The organism is Marinobacter sp., assembly GCF_048266785.1.
GTDB lineage: Bacteria > Pseudomonadota > Gammaproteobacteria > Pseudomonadales > Oleiphilaceae > Marinobacter.
Genome location: NZ_JBLWYX010000003.1, coordinates 1 through 19580, shown reverse-complemented (window position 1 = coordinate 19580; position 19580 = coordinate 1). Strand labels below are relative to the sequence as shown.

17 protein-coding genes and 1 tRNA gene are annotated in these 19580 nt (G+C 54.1%); 9 read left to right on the top strand and 9 right to left on the bottom strand.

The window, feature by feature from the left end:
* Positions 1-16: 16 nt before the first annotated feature.
* The 4 genes from mdoH to ACN0V1_RS05615 all read right to left on the bottom strand — a co-directional run bounded on the left by mdoH (position 17) and on the right by ACN0V1_RS05615 (position 5284).
* Entirely contained in the window at positions 17-2116 is a 2100-nt protein-coding gene (gene mdoH, locus ACN0V1_RS05630; RefSeq protein WP_417544075.1) for a glucans biosynthesis glucosyltransferase MdoH, read from the bottom strand.
* The gene (locus ACN0V1_RS05625; protein ID WP_417544074.1) at positions 2109-2402 is read right to left on the bottom strand and encodes a hypothetical protein; all 294 of its coding nucleotides are present in this window, start codon (positions 2400-2402) and stop codon (positions 2109-2111) included. The genes mdoH and ACN0V1_RS05625 overlap by 8 nt, the downstream gene beginning before the upstream one ends.
* Positions 2403-2462: 60 nt before the next feature.
* Positions 2463-4013, bottom strand: a complete 1551-nt coding sequence (locus ACN0V1_RS05620; RefSeq protein WP_417544073.1) for a glucan biosynthesis protein G — start codon at positions 4011-4013, stop codon at positions 2463-2465.
* Positions 4014-4129: 116 nt separating this feature from the next.
* On the bottom strand, positions 4130-5284 hold the full coding sequence (locus ACN0V1_RS05615; protein ID WP_417544072.1) for a ShlB/FhaC/HecB family hemolysin secretion/activation protein: 1155 nt from the start codon (positions 5282-5284) through the stop codon (positions 4130-4132).
* 317 nt (positions 5285-5601) lie between these two features.
* On the opposite strand from ACN0V1_RS05615, the gene galU reads away from it, so the two are divergent.
* Positions 5602-6441, top strand: coding sequence for a UTP--glucose-1-phosphate uridylyltransferase GalU (gene galU / locus ACN0V1_RS05610; RefSeq protein ID WP_417544071.1), 840 nt, complete (start codon positions 5602-5604; stop codon positions 6439-6441).
* Positions 6442-6464: 23 nt separating this feature from the next.
* On the opposite strand, the gene ACN0V1_RS05605 is transcribed toward galU, so the two are convergent.
* Entirely contained in the window at positions 6465-6824 is a 360-nt protein-coding gene (locus ACN0V1_RS05605; RefSeq protein WP_417544070.1) for an XRE family transcriptional regulator, read from the bottom strand.
* Positions 6825-6996: 172 nt separating this feature from the next.
* On the opposite strand from ACN0V1_RS05605, the gene ACN0V1_RS05600 reads away from it, so the two are divergent.
* Complete coding sequence (locus ACN0V1_RS05600; protein WP_417544069.1) at positions 6997-7875, top strand: RibD family protein; 879 nt, start codon at positions 6997-6999, stop codon at positions 7873-7875.
* On the opposite strand, the gene ACN0V1_RS05595 is transcribed toward ACN0V1_RS05600, so the two are convergent.
* Genes ACN0V1_RS05595 through ACN0V1_RS05580 form a run of 4 tightly spaced genes read right to left on the bottom strand, consistent with a single transcriptional unit; the run spans position 7850 to position 12128 of the window.
* Positions 7850-8836, bottom strand: a complete 987-nt coding sequence (locus ACN0V1_RS05595; protein ID WP_417544068.1) for a lysylphosphatidylglycerol synthase transmembrane domain-containing protein — start codon at positions 8834-8836, stop codon at positions 7850-7852. The genes ACN0V1_RS05600 and ACN0V1_RS05595 overlap by 26 nt on opposite strands.
* The gene (locus ACN0V1_RS05590) at positions 8800-10725 is read right to left on the bottom strand and encodes a glycosyltransferase (protein ID WP_417544067.1); all 1926 of its coding nucleotides are present in this window, start codon (positions 10723-10725) and stop codon (positions 8800-8802) included. Before ACN0V1_RS05590 ends, ACN0V1_RS05595 begins: the two co-directional genes overlap by 37 nt.
* Complete coding sequence (locus tag ACN0V1_RS05585; protein ID WP_417544066.1) at positions 10712-11110, bottom strand: 6-pyruvoyl trahydropterin synthase family protein; 399 nt, start codon at positions 11108-11110, stop codon at positions 10712-10714. Before ACN0V1_RS05585 ends, ACN0V1_RS05590 begins: the two co-directional genes overlap by 14 nt.
* A gap of 10 nt (positions 11111-11120) precedes the next feature.
* Positions 11121-12128 carry a zinc-dependent alcohol dehydrogenase gene (locus tag ACN0V1_RS05580; RefSeq protein WP_417544065.1) on the bottom strand — a complete coding sequence of 336 codons (1008 nt, stop codon included), beginning with the start codon at positions 12126-12128 and terminating at the stop codon, positions 11121-11123.
* A 227-nt stretch (positions 12129-12355) separates the two neighbouring features.
* On the opposite strand from ACN0V1_RS05580, the gene ACN0V1_RS05575 reads away from it, so the two are divergent.
* The 7 genes from ACN0V1_RS05575 to ACN0V1_RS05545 form a co-directional block, all read left to right on the top strand.
* Positions 12356-13126 carry a CDP-alcohol phosphatidyltransferase family protein gene (locus tag ACN0V1_RS05575; RefSeq protein WP_417544064.1) on the top strand — a complete coding sequence of 257 codons (771 nt, stop codon included), beginning with the start codon at positions 12356-12358 and terminating at the stop codon, positions 13124-13126.
* The gene (locus ACN0V1_RS05570; protein WP_417544063.1) at positions 13113-13328 is read left to right on the top strand and encodes a hypothetical protein; all 216 of its coding nucleotides are present in this window, start codon (positions 13113-13115) and stop codon (positions 13326-13328) included. The genes ACN0V1_RS05575 and ACN0V1_RS05570 overlap by 14 nt, the downstream gene beginning before the upstream one ends.
* A 125-nt stretch (positions 13329-13453) precedes the next feature.
* Positions 13454-14527 carry a hypothetical protein gene (locus tag ACN0V1_RS05565; protein WP_417544062.1) on the top strand — a complete coding sequence of 358 codons (1074 nt, stop codon included), beginning with the start codon at positions 13454-13456 and terminating at the stop codon, positions 14525-14527.
* Between the two features lie 36 nt (positions 14528-14563).
* Positions 14564-15655 carry a hypothetical protein gene (locus tag ACN0V1_RS05560; RefSeq protein WP_417544061.1) on the top strand — a complete coding sequence of 364 codons (1092 nt, stop codon included), beginning with the start codon at positions 14564-14566 and terminating at the stop codon, positions 15653-15655.
* 140 nt (positions 15656-15795) lie between these two features.
* Positions 15796-16746: a DMT family transporter gene (locus tag ACN0V1_RS05555; protein ID WP_417544060.1), complete on the top strand. Its 951-nt coding sequence runs from the start codon at positions 15796-15798 to the stop codon at positions 16744-16746.
* Between the two features lie 54 nt (positions 16747-16800).
* A tRNA-Val gene (locus ACN0V1_RS05550) sits at positions 16801-16877 on the top strand.
* 1420 nt (positions 16878-18297) lie between these two features.
* Positions 18298-19580 (top strand): hypothetical protein (locus tag ACN0V1_RS05545; RefSeq protein WP_417544059.1); only part of this gene is annotated, 1283 nt, incomplete at its 3' end.

Sequence of the window (19580 nt, the reverse complement as noted above, 5' to 3'; positions counted from 1 at the left end):
CTTTCTCCTACTCACTTTATTTGGCTTGAGCGCTCAGCCGCGCTATGCACCGGCCCCAGAAGCTGCCAGGTGTACCGCGCCAGGCCCCCTCATGCAGTGCTTTAAGTGATTGCCGGTCTCGGACGATCTGGCTCATTTCGGAACGTGAAAGCGCATCAGGCCCTTCCTTAAGACACCGGGCCACACACGCCTCCAGCTCCGCCTTACGCGAGCCATGCCTGTGGTCCCAGGCCAACGCCTGGTGCAGGCGATTGTGATCAAGCCGCAGCACGGCTTGTTCAAGCGGCGTAAGGGTTGGATTTGCAAGCTCGCGGGAGCGATACCAGACAGCATCTTCAAGAAGCGACATGGCAATGCTTTCCTCAGGTATAAGCAGGAGCCTGCGCTTTTTCATAGCCTGCCCAAGTGAATTCCGGCTGAGATACACGGCCGTCGGCGCCGCCAGAATCAGCGGCAGGGCAACAGGCAACGACCAGAGGAAAAACATCGTATCCAGACTCCAGGCAAATGCGGACCAGCCTCCAGCCAGCAACATCCCGGGTAGCTGGGTAATGAAGGCTTCCTTCCAACCTGTTTCCTCAGTGCGGTTCTGTCCCGCCCATTGCAGGGAAACATTCAACAAAGCCGAGACCACGTAGCGGCTGTGTGCCCACATGCGCACCGGCGCCAGTAACACTGAAATTATAATTTCCAGTATTACGCTGCAGAACAGACGGAACAGGCCACCGAACTCTTTGGTGAATCTGTGAATCATCGCGTCGAGAATGGCCAGAAATTTTGGCAGAAACAGTAGGGCCAGGGTACTCAGGGCAAGACCCAGCGCCCACTCGGGCCGCCACTCAGGCCACAGAGGGAAAAGACCCTGATGACCATCGGGAAAATACTCGATGGGCGACAGAGTCATTTGGGCGGCTGCAATCGTGGTAAGAATCAAAAAGCCCAGCCACAGCGGTGAAGCTACGTAGGCCATGATGCCGTTCAGAAACGCCATGCGGTGGGCGAAGCGCAGCCCGGGTTCCCGCAACATAACCCACAGGTGCTGAAGGTTGCCTTTGGCCCAGCGGCTGTCCCGCGACAGTTCGTCGGCCAACGTAGGTGGCGACTCTTCGTAGCTGCCCCCCAGCCCCGGCTCCAGCCAGACTTCGTAGCCAGCTCGCCCCATGTACGCAGCCTCAACAAAATCGTGGCTCATGATTGGCCCGCCAAAGATTCCGATACCGGGTAGCTTGCGCAGCCCGCAGTGATTCATGAAGGGTTCAATACGAAGAATGGCATTATGGCCCCAGAATGCGGCATCTCCCATCTGGATTGCCGCCAGCCCATTAGCAAACAACGTGGAATAGAACCGGTTGGTGAACTGCTGAATCCGGGCGAACAGTGATTGGCCGTTGATGATGTTCGGGTTGGTTTGCAGAATTCCCACGCCGGGCTCACGTTCCATGAGCCGAACCATGCGCACTATGGTGCTGCCGGTCATCAGGCTGTCGGCATCCAGCACCACCATATACTTGCAGCGCTTGCCCCAGCGGCGAAGAAAATCGGCTACGTTGCCGCTTTTGTAATTGAGGTTCACCGGGCGCCGGCGATAGAAAATCCTGCCCTCACCACCAAGATCTTTAACCAATTGATTCCAGGCAACCTGCTCTTCCAGCCATACATCGGGATTCCGGCTGTCAGAGAGTATGTAAAACTCGAAGTGTTCGATCTGGCCTGTACGTTCGATGTCACGGTACACGGCTTTAAGTCCGCTTAACGTCCAGTGCACAGGCTCGTGATAGATTGGCAGCAGAACGGCGGCTTTCGCCAGCGGCGTTTCCAGTAACTCTGCTTCTGTATGGCGCTTAAGAATTGAGTGACGATCACCGCCCATCAGCCGGATCACAAACCCGAATACTGCCGTCCAGAACCCGACCGCAATCCAGGCATAAAGAATGGCAAAAAGCACCAGCATACCGATTTCCAGCGGGGTGCCACCGTGATATGGCAGGACCCAGAGCAGGTAATAAGACGCAACAGCGGTTTGACCGAAAACAAACAGCATCAACACAGCGCGGCGCAGGTTCGCAACCATTCGCCAACGATGCTTCACGGGGTTGCCCGTTTTCGTGCTATCCACGGGTGCGGTACCCAATGCTGCCACGGCAAAGAGGTGGAGCTACGGTGGGCGTTGGTGCATATGGAATCGTAAAGTAGTCCGGCAATCTGCTCATGGTGCTTTCCAACAGACGCGCACCATACCCTCGCTCGCCCGTTGCGTCACCCGAGATCTCACCATCCTCGGCTACGGCATCGTCAATGAGCTGCAACATCTGGCGGCAGCGATCACTGGTCATTTCGACACCAGCCTCACACAGATAGTTATACACACGGCTGAATACATGCTGGAAGGAAATTTCTTCCATATTCGTCTCCCTGCCTGTTAATGGCTGCATGCTACTACAATTGATCTGACCAGCGCTTCGTTACTGAGGTTTTCCGCGAAGGTCTGTCGCCGGCCCAAGTAGATACGTCCATGTCTCCGTCACGGGCTTGCCATCCTTGTTCAGCAAACCCCGCAGAGTGAGTGGTTTCTCTTCTGGTGGCTTTGCCAGAATTGACAGGCGCCATATATCAACGACCTCAATGTACTCAACAAAATGCTCAATCACTTCAACCCCTTCACCACCACTAACCTGGCTGACAACCGCTGCACCCGGACGAAGCCCGGCAAGCTCACCGCCTTTAAAATCAACAATCAGTCGTAAGGCGTCGCCCGATTTATCGTTCACCGTATCCTTGCCCACAAAAGTACTCACGGCATGGCCACTGGACTGGCCGGTGATTTCAGGCTCACCAAAGGCCACTGAGTATTTCAGTCGGCGGGTTTCACCGGCTTTTACCGGCTGATCCGGCTTGAAGAAGGCCACAATGTTATCGTTGGTTTCCGAGCGGGAAGGGATTTCAACAAGCACAACTTCCCCCTTACCCCAACCCTCATTGTCTTCGCCAAGAGGTTCTACCCACATACTTGGCCGACGGTCATAGCGGGCTTCGCTGTCCTGAAAGTCGTCAAATTTTCGATCGCGCTGAATCAGGCCGAAGCCGCTCAGTTTTTGTACATGGTGGTAATTCAACTGCAGCTCGGCAGGATTAACCAGCGGACGCCAGAGCCATTCACCGGATTCGCCGTCGTTGATCAGCAGGCCATTGGAATCGTGCACCTGCGGGCGCCATTCTCCGCGGGGGCGCAGTGTGTTATCGCCGAAGTAAAACATGGATGTGAGCGGTGCCTGGCCCAACTGCTCAATGTCATCCCGGAAAAACAGCTCCGCAGTCACATCCATTTTGGTGTTTTTGCCCGGATGGATTTCGAAGCGGTATGCGCCCGCGAGGCTTGGGCCGTCCAACAGGCCGTATACAACCATGACGTTGCTGTCTGCTTTCGGGTGTTCCATCCAGAACTCGGTGAATGCCGGGAATTCCTCACCGGATGGCAGGCCGGTGTCGACCGCTATTCCACGGCCTGAAAGCCCGAAGTTCTGATTCGCACCCACACCACGAAAGTAACTTGCGCCGCCGAACACCAGAAACTGTTTTTGCACGCCCTTACCAGACAAGGGATAGGTTAGCTTGAAGCCAGCGTAACCCAGGTCGGCAGGAATGCGTTTGGCAAGCTCAGGGCTGGGATAATCAAACCGGCTTTTATCAAACCCGATCGGACGCGCACCTTCGCTGTCGATAACATTGAGCTTTACCGCATTGGTGTAAAAGCTTCCTTGGGGAATCATCATCACCTGAAACCGCGACCCGCCAGAACGCCAAAGACTCTGATCGGGATTGAAGCGGATCGACTGGTAATCTGCGTAGCTCAGGTTTCGGAGAAAATCGGGCGCCTGCGCGGGTCTCTCATAGGTCTCTCCGGCCAGGGCTTTGGCTTTTTCAGTGACATCTTGGAAGCCGAACGCCTGAGCGTAACCGGAAAGCGCCATCAGAACGAAAAGAAACAACAATACGGGCAGCCGTGGTCCAATCATCGCGAAATCCCTTGTAAACCAACCTGTAAATGTAACACCTGCTATACAGCAGGCCTCAAGTGACATCTTGGTAACAAGGGATTAGAAAAACAACAGATTGGCAGAGGGATCGGTGCTCAGATGCCGACCGAAATCGAGAACGAAAGATCCGGGCTGGTGGGCATCAGCAGCGCCGCATTGGATGCGTTGAGCATCTGGCCAATACTCATGTCGGCATGAAAATCCCGGGAGTAGAGCTGCAGAGAGATTTCGCCGGTGCTGGTGCTGCCAAATCGGTCAGGTTGGGCCGCCGAATATGGCGCCCAGCCCTGCAGTAAGGAAAACGTGATGGCGGAGTTAAGTTCGGATGCAAACGGCCAATGGTAGCTTGGGCTGCGGGCATTCATCCGCAGCCACCCACCTTTGGCCACACGCACCGACTGGCCATTAAACCCCCGCATCATGCTCGGGCCCGCAATACCAAGATACTCGGAGGATGGCAGGTCTTCGGGTGCAAACTGATAGCGCCCGTTCAGCCCGAGATTCCAGCTCAGTACTTCCCGGCTGAGAGAGGCCGCCACGGCCAGCTTGTGGAAGCCGTCCGCATCACGGCTTTGACCCGATGCGTTTATGGTCTCTTCAGAATCCAGCCCGCCAATGGCTGTCAGGGATGTGGTTACGTAAAGCCCCCCGAATAACTCCCGGGAAGTAGAACCTTGAAGCCCAAAACTTGAGAGCTGATGAGTGGAATCCTCAACCCAGACGGAATCTTCAAACGCGCTGCTCTTGCCACGGGTGTGGGAAAAAACGCCCCCAATCTCAACACCCTGCCACGACCAGAGCGAACGGTTACCCGTTACCTTCAGGTTGCGGCGCTCTCCCCTGGTGTCATAACGCTGCCCCGAACCGTTTACCGCGCCGGAATAATCCCTGTTTTCAAGATCTATCCGAAAGTCGCTGCCTGCCAGCGGGAAGGCGTATCGCAACGCAAGTGATGTGGACTCGGCACTGCCCTGCCGGGCAACGGAATCGCTGAAATTCAGACCGATCACGTGCTGGGACCAGATCAGATTATTGCTCGTGACATTAATGCGACCATCCGCTTTGTCGCTGGTCTGGCTGGAATCACCAGAAAACTCCAAATGGGAAGCAACGTAACGGGTAACCGACTGAAGAAGATCTGCAGGATACAGATCCCACAAGGGCGACTCGGCAGGCGATCTTACGTTGTTCGCTGAAACCTGGCCGGCAAAAATGCCAAAAACCAGAGCTACCAGCAGCGTACGTCCCACAAGAAAGCCTCATTGAAGTGTAAAATCGAAATTACAGTGCTATTAAAAACGCCTCGCTACTGTAAAAAAACACAACGTCAGAATCCAGTGGAAGTTGCCAAAAATTACAATTTTAACATTCTTAAAAACAGTAAGTTATAGCGACGTTTGCATGTTAAGTATTAGATATGACAGGCAATTTATGCAAACAGTGTGACCTGACTCTGCAATTACAAAACGTAATGAATCCTGCGCGCCCTCTCCTTTCAGATAAATAACTTGGTAAACTCGCGTCAAATTATGGAAACGCTACGAATCCCGACCAAAGGATGAACAAGATGATCAAAAAGTGCCTCTTCCCAGTTGCCGGTTACGGCACCCGCTTTCTGCCTGCCACGAAAGCGATGCCGAAAGAAATTCTGCCCATCGTTAACAAGCCACTGGTGCAGTACGGGGTTGAAGAAGCAGCCGAAGCCGGTATTCATGAGTTCGGTTTTGTAACTGGCCGTGGCAAGCGAGCAATTGAAGATCATTTTGACATCAGCTACGAGCTCGAGCACCAGATTGCGGGTTCCGGCAAAGAAGGACTGCTGACCTCCATCCGGGACCTGATTGACCACAACACCTTTGCCTTTACTCGCCAGGTTGAGATGAAAGGGCTCGGCCATGCAATTCTGAGCGGCCGGAACCTGATGGGCGACAACCCGTTTGCCGTGGTACTTGCAGATGACTTTTGTATTGGCCCGGGAGAAGGCGAAGACGGCGTATTGACACAAATGGTTAAACTGTACAACCAGTTCCGTTGCTCCATTGTTGCCATTGAAGAAGTGCCGGCGGATGAAACCCACAAGTACGGCGTGATTGCCGGTGAGTCCATGAAAGACGGTCTTTACCGCATCACTGACATGGTTGAGAAGCCTTCGCCGGAAGATGCGCCGAGTAATCTGGCGATCATCGGCCGTTACATTCTCACACCGGATATTTTCGATATTCTGGAGCGTACGCCGGCGGGTAAAAATGGTGAGATTCAGATTACCGATGCGCTACTCGAACAGGCAAAAAACGGCTGCGTACTGGCCTATCAGTTCAAAGGCCAACGCTTTGACTGCGGCAGTATTGACGGGTTTGTAGAAGCCACCAACTACGTGTACGAGAACATCTATAAAAAGCAGAAGTAACGGGCTACCGCCGGGCCGCCTGCTCAGGCGCCCAGAATCTGAAGAATCATGCGCCGGTTTTCCGCAGTTGTCTTTCGGAACCGGCGCAGAAGCTCACTCTCTTCATCCGAGAGCTGAACCCGGTTTATCTCTTGCTCCAGTTCTTTCAGTGCCTTGGAGAGATCGTCGCTGCTGCTAAAAGCCAACCCCGGCAACTCAAGTTGCCCGCAGTCTCCGGGCTCGGTCAGGTCCAGAAGATCTTCCAGAGGGGTTTCCGTTTTTATACAGAAATCCAGCAATGCTGAAACGTCCGGATAGGTGCGCTGCCTCGCATCTGCAGCCTCCCAACTTATAACCTCAGCCTCGTCGACGCCGCATATCTCCGCAACATCCTGGCAGGACAAATGCCTGTCTCGCGCATTCGCCGCAACCGGCGGTTGAATGTCTGCAGGTACCGCATGGTATTCGCCTCTGCAAGATTGTCCTGAAAAGTGAGTTAATCAGAAAATGTAGCGTACATACAGCTCTATGCATAATCTGCCTATACTGGGTTGAACGAAATCACACAGGAACTCTATGACTTCTTACACATTGGATACTGAAGCCGCCTGGAAGCTGATTTTGCAGGCAATGAACCGCACAGGCCTGACCCTTAACTGGCCCGGTTCAGATGAGCCTGCGCTGGAGCTAAACAGCAACGGTGAGTGCCGCTTGCTGATACCCGCCGAAGATAATGCCAAAGCCTTACTGGACACATTTCTACCCTTGTGCCAACCACGTGCTGCCGGAACAGCCCAGCACGTTATCGCTCAGCTGGGACAAAGCCTGGATGGCCGAATTGCGACAGCTACGGGCCACTCCCGCTTTATCAACGGCAAAGACGGAATTGTTCACCTGCATCGAATCCGGGCACTATCGGATGCGGTGGTTGTTGGCGCTGGCACTGCGACCACGGACAATCCGCGCCTGACAGTGCGCTGTGCCAGTGGGGCAAACCCGGTAAGAGTGGTTATAGACCGCAACCGCAGGGTGCCTGACAGCCACCATCTATTCACGGATGGTGAGGCGCCGACACTGCGGCTTGTGGCTGGCCACTACAAACCCGGCCTCGCACATTGCGATGGCCCGGGCACCGTGACAGAGATTCCCTGCCTGGGCTGCGGATCAGCGCCGGCGGATCCGCAACTGATCCTCAAGGTTTTGGCAGACTTTGATCTGCGAAAAATCTTTGTGGAAGGCGGGGGGCTGACTGTTTCGAAGTTTCTTCAGGCAGGTTTGCTGGACCGCCTTCATGTGATGGTTGCGCCAATGATTATAGGCAGCGGCCGACCGGCGTTTTCATTGCCCGAAATCGATTTTCTGGAAGATGCCCTCAGGCCGGAAGCCCAGTTCGTAAACCTTGGCACAGACATGCTGTTTGATCTGGATTTCAGCGTTGCCTTGCCCGCGAACTGAATAAAAACAGGCCGCCGGGCAAGCTGGAGACAAATATCAGCGCCCCATAGACCACACTCAGAGCCACGCCCTGCTCCGCTGGCAAGCCAACCATTGGCCATAGAATAACCGCTGCACCTTCGCGAATACCCCAGCCAGACATTGTGAACGGAATCACCATACTGAGTAGAAGAAGGCTGCACAGTGCCGCAACCACGCCAACTGATGTCAGATCTGTCAGGTAGCCTGCGCCCTTTGCCAGCACGAGAAACACCGCCAGATAACTTGCTACCACAAGAAGAGATGACAGAAGTTGCCACGGGAGCGCAGGCCATGACGCAAGGGTGCGCTTCAGATCCCCGCGTAGCGTGGCGAAATAGGTGGATATGCGACGGCTTCTCTGTGTAAAAAACCATACCAACAGAACCAAGACCGCTGCGCCTGACAGCAGCCAGAACAGTGGGCTACGAGGATCAGAACCCATGGAATCAGTGCCCTCAAATCTACCCGTAACAATCAGCCACGACAGGCCGGTTACAACCACCCCCGCCAGTACAATTTGCCCGGACAAACGCTCTATCGCAACACCATGAGCCGCTGCCAGCCGGTTTTTGGAATCAGCACCGTGGCGAAACGCACGATTCACATCACCCAGAACGCCGCCCGGCAAAACCTGGTTGGTAAACGAAGCGAGGTAATATTCCCGCACTGCCTGCCTGTAAGGTATCGGTATTCCCAGAAGGGCTGCGGTATAACGCCAGCGCCAGGCCGACAAAAATACCTGACCAACCCCTAAAACGAGCCCCGTGATCAACGCAACCGGTGGAATTCGGGTGAGCTCGCCAAGCAGCTTTTCCACCTCCACAAACAACAAGACAGCCACGATGATCAACGCGGTCGTCAGCCACTTCAAGGCGATGCCAAACCCTGTGTTGCTTAGAAAACTCATGCTGGCGGCAGACCAAGCACGTCCTGATGACATACAGTGATTTCAAGCTCACCCGCTGCCAATTGCTGCTTTCTGGCCGCAAACCAGGCATCCATTTGATCCGCATCACCCGGGCTTTGTTGCTTGGCTGCGGTTACCCAGCCTTCCATGAGCATGCTAATCAACGTTGCGTCTTTGTTGCTGAGGTGCCAGGGGGTTTCGACAACCTTCACCTCATAACCTTGCGAATTCAGTTTGTCTGCCAGCACAGTGGCAGCCTCCGGCCCCAGCGCGGCGCCGGTCCCTTTATCGCCATGCTGGTGCTGATTTACCAGCTCCTGCAACAACGAGTCATGTTCGTGGGCCGGCGACAGCGCAAAAGCGCCGGTATAACTCAGCACAACCAGAATGGCCGCCTGCGTTGAAATCACTTCGGCCGCAAAGGCTTCCAGCCAGGCTTCAGAAACAAGATCGATGAGCGCCGAGGCTGTCACAACTAATGTGTCATCAGGGAGAAATCCCTCAAAATCCTCCGGCATTAAACGACGTTGCACGATTTCATAGGGTGTATTGAACTGATCCACTCTGCGAGCAGCTTCGGCCAGCAGGTTTTCATCCTGATCAACCAACACCCATTCCTGTGGTGTTGATAATGCAGAAGCAAGATAAGCCGCATTTGAGCCGCGGCCGGTGCCAACATCCACAATCCTGACCTGGCCCTGATGATTGGCGGTATCTTCAATCCATTGGCTCAATCGCTGCGCCAGGCCCACGGAGCGCGCACGATGATCTGCGGCTTCGCGCGCTAACAGCCATTCTCCGGCAAAAACCGTGTCACGATGGCATTGATCAAAATAACCAAGTCCCTCCAGAAACAGGCTTGCCGTATCTGCCCAGCTTCTTAGGTTGCCAGACTCGCCTTCAGCATGTGCGCGGGCAAGCTCAAGGGCTTCAGAATCGCCGAGCCATGTTCGCAGGCGGTCTTGTAGTGCACCCGCATCCCCGGCCGTGTACAAAACGACGCCAGGCCGGGCGCCGGTATGTTTCAGGGCACCGCCATCCGATGAAATGATCGGAAGGCCCGCTGCCAGGGCTTCATCAATCACCATGCCATAACCTTCATACAGCGACGGCAACACAAACAAATCCGCCTTCCGATACAGGCTCGCGAGGTGCTGCCCATCAACCTCCCCAGCGAGGTCAACTCGAGCACTGAGGTCTGATTCATCAATCTTCTGTCGCACGCCATCCGCATAGGCCGGATCGCGTTCGCATGAACCTGCAAGGGTGCAGTGCCAGGGCAGACCGTCCAGCCCGGCAAGAGCTTCCACCAAATGGTGCTGAGCTTTGCGCAGAGACAGATGCGCAACACAGAGAATGTGAGGTGCAGTCAACTCCCGAGACTTCTGGCTATAGGTAGAGACTTCAGTTTCAGCCGGCAACGCACTGCCCGCCGGGCTTTCCACCCCGGGCTCGGCCGTTTGAATACGCCCAGCGGAAACTCCGTAATCTTCGAGCCGGGAGGCCGTATATGCGCTGGTTGTGAAAACGTCCCGGACGGTTTTCAGCGCCTGTTTCTCGCTTTCATAAAACCAATCCCTCTCACTCTGGCTTAATCCGGTCTCGTCCGCCAATGGGTGATGAATGAGCGCAGTGAGGCGCAGCCGCTGAGCATGGTTTTCGAGTACGTCGGGCATCGCACTCATGGCAAGCCCGTCCAGAATTACCCGAGAGCCGTCTGCAAGCTGTGAGAGCAGGCAATCCATTGAATGTGCTGCGACGGCATCCGGCTTGGGAAACCTGCCGGGCAACCCTGTTACTACAGCTTTCGTGCCGGCTCGATTCAATGCTTCAACCAGTTTCCGTACATAGCGATAACCGCCGGTGTTCTGATCAGGGTCTCCAGGCACCACAAAGTGCAGGGCCGTGTCAGATTCCGGCATGGTAACTGGCCCAGGCAATGTGCGACTCCGCAAGCGTTACCTTCAACGCACAGACGGCTTTTGCAGTTTCACCCAGGCGCCCTGTACGAATAGCCGTTGCCATGCGGTCGAACACTTTCTTTGCCATGAATTCGGTGGTGGTATTGCGGCCCTGGAAATCCTCGATATCGTCGAGGTTCTTCATGTTGAATTCGCTCAACACTTGCTTGAGAACCTCCGACGCCAGGCCGATATCGATAACAAGATCGTCTTTATCCAGCTCATGGCGTTCGAATGTCATATCAACCACGTAGGTGGCCCCATGGGTTTTTTGTGCCGTGCCAAAAATTTCACCATTGAAGCTGTGTGCGATCATCATGTGATCCCGGACGGTAAGACTGAACATAACAAGCTCCTCAGTATTTTATACGGTGACACAGCGTATCACTGCTTTTCGCAAGAATCCGGCTCATGGTTTCAGGCATCTGTTCAAAGCCGCTCTCACCGCTAATCAGGTGATCCAGAACGTCGTGTTGCAGTAATTCCAGCGCCAGTTCAAGGCGTTTACGGTAGGTCCACCGGGGCTGGTGCGCAGGCGGAATCTGACCAACCTGGCTTGACCGCAAAGTTAGCCTGCGGGCGTGAAATGCTGAGCCAAGCGGGACGGAAACAGGTGTGTCGCCATACCAGCTCATTTCAAGCACCGTTGCCTCCTGCCCTGCCAGCGCAAGCGCGGTGACAAGGCCGGATTCATGCCCGCTGGCGTGGATAACGAGATCGTGGCTATCTGCCGATGTTTCCGCTGCAAACTCCAGCCCTAAAGCCTCCGCAACAGCAGCCCGGGCCGGATTGGTATCGATCGCGGTAACCTGTGTTCCAGGAATACGGCTGGCGAGCCAGCTCACAAGAAGTCCAACCACGCCGAGGCCCACCACCGCGATGCGATCACCCACTGCCGGCGTGGCATCCCAAAGGCCGTTGATGGCAGTTTCCATATTCGCCGCCAGAATAGCCCGCTTTGGTGGGACTCCAGCCGGGATAGGCGTCACTGCACTGGCCGGCACTGAATAAACCGCCTGATGGGGGAAGAGACAAAACACCGTTTTTCCAACCAGTTCATCCGGCCCTTCAAGCACTTGCCCCACATTGGCATACCCGTACTTGACCGGCCACGGAAACGCTCCCTCCTGATAAGGAGCTCGCATGCGATCGAACTCGCTTTGTGGAACCTGGCCGTTGAACACCAGGGATTCCGTACCCCTGCTGACGCCAGACCATAGCGTTTGTACGACAACCCAGGGTTCGGTGTTATTCGGTTGGCCGGACGCCACCGGCGCCTCCAGAATACGACCTTCCCCGGGCCCCGTTGTCCAGAAGGCCCGGGAGGTGGATTGCTCTGTTGCAAAACTGAAACCGGAACTCATCCTGTATTTCCTGTGTCGTTATGGTTAATTGGATAACCCCGTGGCCCTTCAGATCACTCTTTAGATAATTCTTTAGATAATTCTTTAGATAATTCTTCCCACAACTCTGAAACGGATTCGCTGTCGTATGCAATAACCTGTTCCGGAAACTATAGTTGTGAATAACCCACCGCCACAGATTTGCGCCGAAAAGCTCGATACCGAAGCCTATACACTGGAGCCCTGTTATGGATTCTGAAAGGCCGCCGAAACAGCCCTCACTGGCCGCCACAACACCCAGCAGCATACCAGTACCAGCCTGGGCCGATCTGCTCTGGGGCGCAGCATTTACCGCTTTGTGGACAGTTTTTGCAGCCAATCTGTTTCCATCATCATGGTCGATGTTTGCAATCGCAACCCTGATATACGGTTCTATCTGCGTTGCCGTGTTAACAAACTGGCCGGCCCGGAAAGATTTTGGCTGGGCAAACCGGGCTACCCTTTTTCGAAGTAGCCTTATTGTCGCGCTGGTGGCCGTATCGCCGTTCACCTCCGCACCCTCCTCCGACTATGCGCTCTGGCTCTATGCCATTGGCGCTCTGCTTGCCCTGATTCTCGACGGCGTTGATGGCAAGATTGCCCGGGTGACCAATACCGGGAGCGAATTCGGTGCTCGTTTTGATATGGAAATGGATGCGCTGCTGATTCTTGGGCTATGTCTGGCTGTGGTGGTAAGCGGCAAAGCCGGTGCCTGGGTTCTCGCACTGGGGCTTATGCGCTACCTGTTTGTGGCCGCATCATCCATGCTGAACTGGCTCAACCGCCCATTGCCCGAAAGCTTCCGGCGCAAAACCGTCTGCGTGTGGCAGATCGCCACCTTGATGGTCGCTGTTCTGCCGGCGATTCCCCCCCTGTTCGCCAGCCTAACGTTGGCAACGGCCCTATTGTTGCTCGCCTGGTCGTTTCTGACAGACGTTTACTGGCTTTATGAGAGGAGGTTTCACCATGAAACGGTCTGATTTTTTCGCTTTTTTAGCGCTGGCATCTTTTTCAGGCACTGCAAGCTTGGCATCCGCCGCGCCCGTCCGGTTTGAGGTGGACGATGAGCATTTCTCAATGGTTTTCGACATCATGCACACTGGTTACGCCCCGGCGCTGGTGGGGGATGAGATTAATCTTCGGTTTGGCTTTGAGGCAATTAAGGATTCTGGCTGGTTTTAGGCCTTTTTGTGAAGTCGATCACAGGAATCACCCACGCCATTACATTTTTTGACTATATTTTAGCCGGTACGGACTAATTAGCAGTATGTTTGTCAGACAACCCAATAATAGAAAAGGACAGACGAATGCCCCAAAAGGCGCTCGTAGTCAGCTTGGTTTTAGCCTCTATGGTGGTAGGTACTGGGTACCTGTTGTCAGCGGACAACCGCTTCGGTTTTAGTTGGGACACAGAAACCCAAGCGAATGAAGGCCGACAGAAAAGTCCCAGCCTTGGCACCACGCCAAAAGCCACTTGGGCAACTGCCGGCCTTCAGCAAAAACCACCTTCCGACAATCCGGTTGGGTTTATGCTGGCCAAGGTAGCGGACCAGTATGCCCAGTCCGTTCGTTATCCGCCCTGGTCGGTGCCTTTAACTGAAGCTCAGGCAGCGGGTTACCGCGGCAACCACTACGAGCCTGTGGTGCTGCCGCTGGAAAACGGCGGCCAGTTTACCGTCACCCTAGACAAGTTCCGCTTTACTCGGGGTGAAGACATCCTTGTTGTTGCCTCCTTACAAGGGCCTCAAGTGATGGGTTATTCACTTCAGGCGACCCTTGAACACCCTGAATCCAGGGAAGCAGCCGAGAGCGCAGCCCTGGAGCAGGATGGCCAGACAGGTTACTACCAGGGCAGCCTGACCACGGACCAGGAGCCCGGAGAATACCGGCTGATCGTCGAGGCAACCGTCGACGGAAAACCTGTGCGACATGCCTCCAGCCTTACCATCGAACCCTATCTGGGAGACTTTGAGGGGATCGAGGATACCTACCTCAGCAACAACAATCTGGTGATTCCCGTCACCTTTTCGCCACAGGCATCGGGCTTTTATGCGTTGTCTGCCCAGCTTTACAACGGCCAGCAACCTGTCGCACAGCTTCAGGCTGAGAAAAGGCTCGACCGCACCTCAGGCACAGTGTCACTGAAAGCTCACGGCACGGTGCTTGCCAACAAATCGTTCAATGGAAAGTTCCAGCTGCGCAACTTGCAGATAAGGCAGTTGCCTGCCAACCCCGGTGACCGCACCCACTACGCTTTCGGCCCGGATGACGGCTACGACTTTGAACCACCAGACCTTGATGACCTCAAGGATACACCGGCGGTAAATCCCGAATCGGAACAGCGTGCAGCTCTGCTGAGACAGCTGGCTGACAAGTTCTGAGGTGCCAAAACAATAACCAAGCAAAACGGAGCAATCATGACAACAATAAAAACCCGATCTGCCTGTAAAATTGCGCTGGCGACGGCGCTCACCAGCACTATGATAATGGCCGGAACCGCGCAGGCGCAGCTTGCCGGACACAACGTGATTCTGGTTCACGGCTTTCAGATGGAAGACCTTGAGGCGCCACCCGCCAACCTGCAGGCGATCAGAGACGCCGGCGAGGATTACTGGCGGACATTCTGGCTATCCCGCTCAGAAGCCCGTGTTGACTGGCCAAGCGACGGCAGGATTGAAGGCAGCATTGCGCAGAGGGCCTATGAGCAAATGCGTGAAATCAGCCAACAGGGCCTGTGCAATGACTTCTGCATAGTGGTCTCACACTCGACTGGCGATCTGGTCACCCGCTACCTTCTGGAAAACCAGGCTCGCTGGTTACAGAACGAGGGTTTGCCACCGCTGAAAATCCTCGCATCCATAGACTACGCAGGCGCCGGTGGCGGCACCGAACTGGCGAACCTGGCGCTGAGCCTTGCGTACAACCCAACCTGGTACAACTGGCCGGTTCGTGCCGCTGTTCAGGCGTTCACTGGCATAGAGCCCAAGCCGGACAAGCTGGGCGTGGTGAATGATCTGCAAACCAACACGGCCAGAAACCTGGCCCTGAGCCCCAACTCTGTTCCAAGGCTCCGCTTCGTTGCGGGCGGCTCACCTTACGCAGGCATCACCAAACCCTTTATCTCCGGTAAAGACGATGGCGTTGTACCCGCACATTCATCCTGTGGAGCCACCTCCGCTCAGGGCATCGATTCCTGCACCGGTAACCTCAGCCTCGCGGGCAAGGTAACCAGCCAGAATGGCCCCGCCGGCCTTTACTACAACCACTACCCGGTTTTGATGAATGAGGGTGTCACCCATGGCGGCGTTCTGGGCTCGGAAACCGGTAACATCTCGGTGCCGGTCGTGAACAACACAACCTTGAACAGCCTGCAGGTAGACTTTGCCAGCAGAAGTTATAGCAAGCGTCCATGGTGGAAGCTCTGGGGTTCCAAAGACCGGTATATAGAGGTGCCAGGCTCAGACCAGACCGATATGTCTACGCTGGTGTACTCTACGCTTAACAATTAATAGCCATTGGCATCAGGGATTCCATCGGGCTCAAGGACGAGCCTTCTTTCTTTTTTACTTCGCAAACTATACATTGTTGGGACACACCACTTCCTTAACTCTGGTGGCTATCTATCCTAACTCTGGTGCTCCCCTACACCATGTCTGACGCGCACAAATCCGACCTGCTTCTCGTCGCCGTTACGCTACTTGCCGCTGTAAGCTGGATTTTTTCCAAAGAAGCGATACTCCTCATGCCACCACTGTTGTTTATGGCAGTGCGGTTTTTGATTGCAGGTAGTTTTCTTGCGGCATTCGCCTTGAGGCCACTATCGCGGCTGAGCAATGATCAGATCAAACGCGGCCTGGGCGTTGGGCTGGTATTTGGCATTGCCATGAGCTTCTGGGTAATGGGCCTGTTCCATGGCTCCAGCATGGGTGAAGGTGCCTTCATTACCAGCCTGGGCGTGGTTATTGTTCCCATTATATCCCGCCTTGCGTTCAAGGAGGCGCAACCTGCAAGTACCTGGCTTGCCATTCCCGTTGCCGTCGGGGGTTTGGCTCTTCTCTCCCTTCGCAACGGTTTTCAGCCTGAAGCCGGGCAAATATTCTTTGTGGTGGCCGCAACAATCTTTGCGCTGTATTTCACGCTCAACACCCGGGCGGCGAATCAGCGCACGGTCGTCGACCGCCAGGGTAAAACTGTCGAAAAACACCGCATCCCCGCCCTGCCCCTTACAGCTATAGCGCTGCTTACCGTGGGAATGGTAACCCTTGTCGAATCACTGATTACAGAGCCCTGGCAGCCGACGTTCGGCAACCCTCCACCGCTGTTAATCTGGTGGGTTCTTGCCAGCGCTGTCGTGGGAACGGCTGGGCGTTTCTTGGTACAAACCTATGCACAAAGCCTGTCCACTCACAGCCACGGCGCCGTTATTCTGGTGCTGGAACCGGTTTGGGTATCCCTGTTCGCCGCTGGATGGTTTGGTGAAACCATGACGTCAACCCAGCTCTCCGGCTGCGGGTTGATCTTCGCGGCACTGATCGTTAACCGCTGGAGCGCATTGAGTAAAGCCCTAAGGGCCGCCCTAAGAAAAAGAGAAACCGGCTAAAAGAGGTTGACCAGATACGGGAGAATCAGTATATTTCGCCCCGTTGCAGAATACAGGACCATAGCTCAGTTGGTTAGAGCGCTACCTTGACATGGTAGAGGTCCCCAGTTCGAATCTGGGTGGTCCTACCAATTCTGCAGAGAAAGTCAGTTACTTACGGAGATGGTGAGAACTGGCTTTTTTTGTTTGGCAATATTTTTGCCAAACGAAACACTTATACAGTAGTTCTGAAGTCCCCCCACCTTACGTCGTTCGATCATTTCGTGGCGGACATTCGAACAGAAGATGAGCAAACCAAAAAGGATTTTGCAGCCGACCTTCTTTGGCAACCCGACGCCGCAGGATGGAATCTGGTGCCGAGCTCACAAAATCCGAGTGAATCATTCATTAATGCTCAAACTTCGGCTGCTGCACACGTACAGAATCGATATGTTAATGCACTGATCTCAGCTCCGGCTTTAGATGACATTGAATCATCTCACAGAACTCAATAATCTGGCTTCTGAATACAGCTCTATCGCTGGCCTTCACGCCCTGCTTGTACCGTAATGCCCGCTACACCGAGCCACCCCAACTACGAACCCAGAACGCTCTGATAAGAAACTGGTCAGCATTTTCAACAATGTCCCCGTTTCGGTTTTAGCAGCTTTGAAAATGCGCCTGGGTATGAATCGAGATGTAATCAGACCATCCGGAGGATTCGAGCCCTCCTGGAGGGGTGGGCTGAGTCGGATTATGGCGTAATATCAGCTAGATAGAAAACTCCGGCAGGACCGTCGTGGACTGTATAGGACGCCAGTTTGCCCCAAATCTGCCCCAGCCGGCCCAGGCCAAAATCCTGATTTTATCGAATTCGAGTAAAACTGAAATTACGCATAACTAACCGACCCCATCGAACAGAATTTCTCTCAATTCTTCCGGTCAAACCAGAAACTATTATTCCATTCTCGGCGGCATCGTGCCACGCGAAAAAGTTTCTGCATTGCCCTCTCGACCGAGTTTGGACTTTTTAGCAAGACCGCGCCGACACAGCTCCCAACTAGGATGGTCTGCCGCTTAGGCAGCGGAGAGTTGTTTATATACTCGCCCATAGAATTGAACCCACAGTTGATGGCGTTCCTGGCAGTGTTGGGAGAGCCGAGACACCTCCCCTCTTCCAATAAACTTCATCACCTGTTTCTGGAGTAGTGGCAGCACGCGTATCCGGGTGCCCTTCTTTTTCATCCACCGGAATTTAAAGCAAAACGTTCTGACTTGGGGTGGACTTGGTCGTTAGCTGGTACTGCCTTGGTATTCTTTTTGTTTGGGTGCTTCTGGGATGGTGCGGAGTAGAACACGTTCTCAACGAACAATTTTGGATCGCAGAACATCGGATTGCTCAATCAATTTCAGAAAGTGGACGCGGTGGCTTTATTGTGCCTTATTAATATATACGGGCCGCCATTAAAATATGGAGTGCCTAGGCTATTCTGCCCAGAGCTAGATTTTTTGGCGGCGCTTCAGAGAATATCTTCTACTCCGCCCTTAGAAAACCAACGCAGGGAATGCATCATGAACGCCCCAGAAGTGCATGAATCTACCAAAAAATCAGCGGGTTTTCCTGACGTTCAACAGAGTGACTCAGATCGTTTCGAATTCGTTCCAGCTCTCGATATCTCCACGCCGTACGCCGTCATTAAGCATTACGGGGAAGGGGCAACCTGCGAGAAAATTGATGACGTTCCTAAATATCGGGTTTTGAGCGATTGGACAGCCGTTCATTCCAGAGAGTTTGAGGGGCGAATTAGCGCACTGCCGTTTTTCTCACCTATAGGCAGCCTTTCAGCGAAAGAAGCGAAAACATTTCTTCTCGAATATCGACTGATCATCGAATGCGAGAAAAAGAGTTTATCCTGGAAGCGCTCCGAACTGTCAAAACTTGAGACCGATGCGCAGCTTAGTGATGCCTGGGAACAGTTCGAGTCTAAATTCGGCACAGGTAACCTACATGCTCAAATCGCTGATTGGATTGAACTTCAGGAATCCGCGAGCCACCAAGACTATTCAGCAAGCAGGCTTTTGGATAAGTTTTTGCACTCGCTTACCAAGAAGCGAGACCTCACCGGTGGACTTGGCGCCGCAACCATCGCCATATTTGGGGTTATAGTAAGTATTTTAAGTGTAGGTGTGATCACTGCGCTTATCGAGGCCTTCAGGAATCAAACGTTACCATCGTCGACGACGGCTACAGAGTCCCTTTTCTTTGTGATAGCGATTATAATGCTGATCAGGTTTATCTATGGCCGTGAACAACAAGTAAAAACCAAAGCCGATTGTGCCCGGCTCATCTATCAAGCTAGGCAACTCGCGATTGCCAGAGCACATAGAGAAGTTCATGTTCGCCAGCAGGACCTCTTGACACTTTTGGCTACCATGCCACCGCCACAGGCCTTGGACATCTTCACGCAAGCGTTCCGGAGAATCAGGATCATCCATGTAGATCTAGCCAAGCCTGTCGACAAACCAAGTGAGGCGCTCCTGGAAAGCCTGGAAGAGAACATTCGACGAACGCTCTGGGCGCTCTCTCGGCTCTTTCTCCAATATCAGCATAAGCCTCAGGCCAAGCGTTGTTCGGCGCATATCGCGCTATGGGTAGACCGAGAAAAGCTGGAAAACAGCTGCAAACTCAAGAGCCTACTCAAGTTTGTCGAGAACGATTCAGCAAAACTACAAGGACTGGCCGGTGCCTTACACGTCGATCCCAAGCTGTCGGCATTCTGTAGTGGTTCAATGATTCCGGACACCAACGTAGGTGGTAATATCGCCACCATAAGTGAGGTGTCTGATGACCAGGA

Bases quoted from the DNA above. Each gene is read 5' to 3' on its own strand.
- ACN0V1_RS05585 (WP_417544066.1), bottom strand. From the start codon at position 11,110: ATGTTCAGTCTTACCGTCCGGGATCACATGATGATCGCACACAGCTTC.
- ACN0V1_RS05570 (WP_417544063.1), top strand. From the start codon at position 13,113: ATGAAACGGTCTGATTTTTTCGCTTTTTTAGCGCTGGCATCTTTTTCA.
- ACN0V1_RS05600 (WP_417544069.1), top strand. From the start codon at position 6,997: ATGACTTCTTACACATTGGATACTGAAGCCGCCTGGAAGCTGATTTTG.
- ACN0V1_RS05565 (WP_417544062.1), top strand. From the start codon at position 13,454: ATGCCCCAAAAGGCGCTCGTAGTCAGCTTGGTTTTAGCCTCTATGGTG.
- ACN0V1_RS05590 (WP_417544067.1), bottom strand. From the start codon at position 10,725: ATGCCGGAATCTGACACGGCCCTGCACTTTGTGGTGCCTGGAGACCCT.
- ACN0V1_RS05555 (WP_417544060.1), top strand. From the start codon at position 15,796: ATGTCTGACGCGCACAAATCCGACCTGCTTCTCGTCGCCGTTACGCTA.
- ACN0V1_RS05620 (WP_417544073.1), bottom strand. From the start codon at position 4,013: ATGATTGGACCACGGCTGCCCGTATTGTTGTTTCTTTTCGTTCTGATG.
- galU (WP_417544071.1), top strand. From the start codon at position 5,602: ATGATCAAAAAGTGCCTCTTCCCAGTTGCCGGTTACGGCACCCGCTTT.
- ACN0V1_RS05595 (WP_417544068.1), bottom strand. From the start codon at position 8,836: ATGTCATCAGGACGTGCTTGGTCTGCCGCCAGCATGAGTTTTCTAAGC.
- ACN0V1_RS05625 (WP_417544074.1), bottom strand. From the start codon at position 2,402: ATGGAAGAAATTTCCTTCCAGCATGTATTCAGCCGTGTGTATAACTAT.
- ACN0V1_RS05560 (WP_417544061.1), top strand. From the start codon at position 14,564: ATGACAACAATAAAAACCCGATCTGCCTGTAAAATTGCGCTGGCGACG.
- ACN0V1_RS05575 (WP_417544064.1), top strand. From the start codon at position 12,356: ATGGATTCTGAAAGGCCGCCGAAACAGCCCTCACTGGCCGCCACAACA.
- ACN0V1_RS05580 (WP_417544065.1), bottom strand. From the start codon at position 12,128: ATGAGTTCCGGTTTCAGTTTTGCAACAGAGCAATCCACCTCCCGGGCC.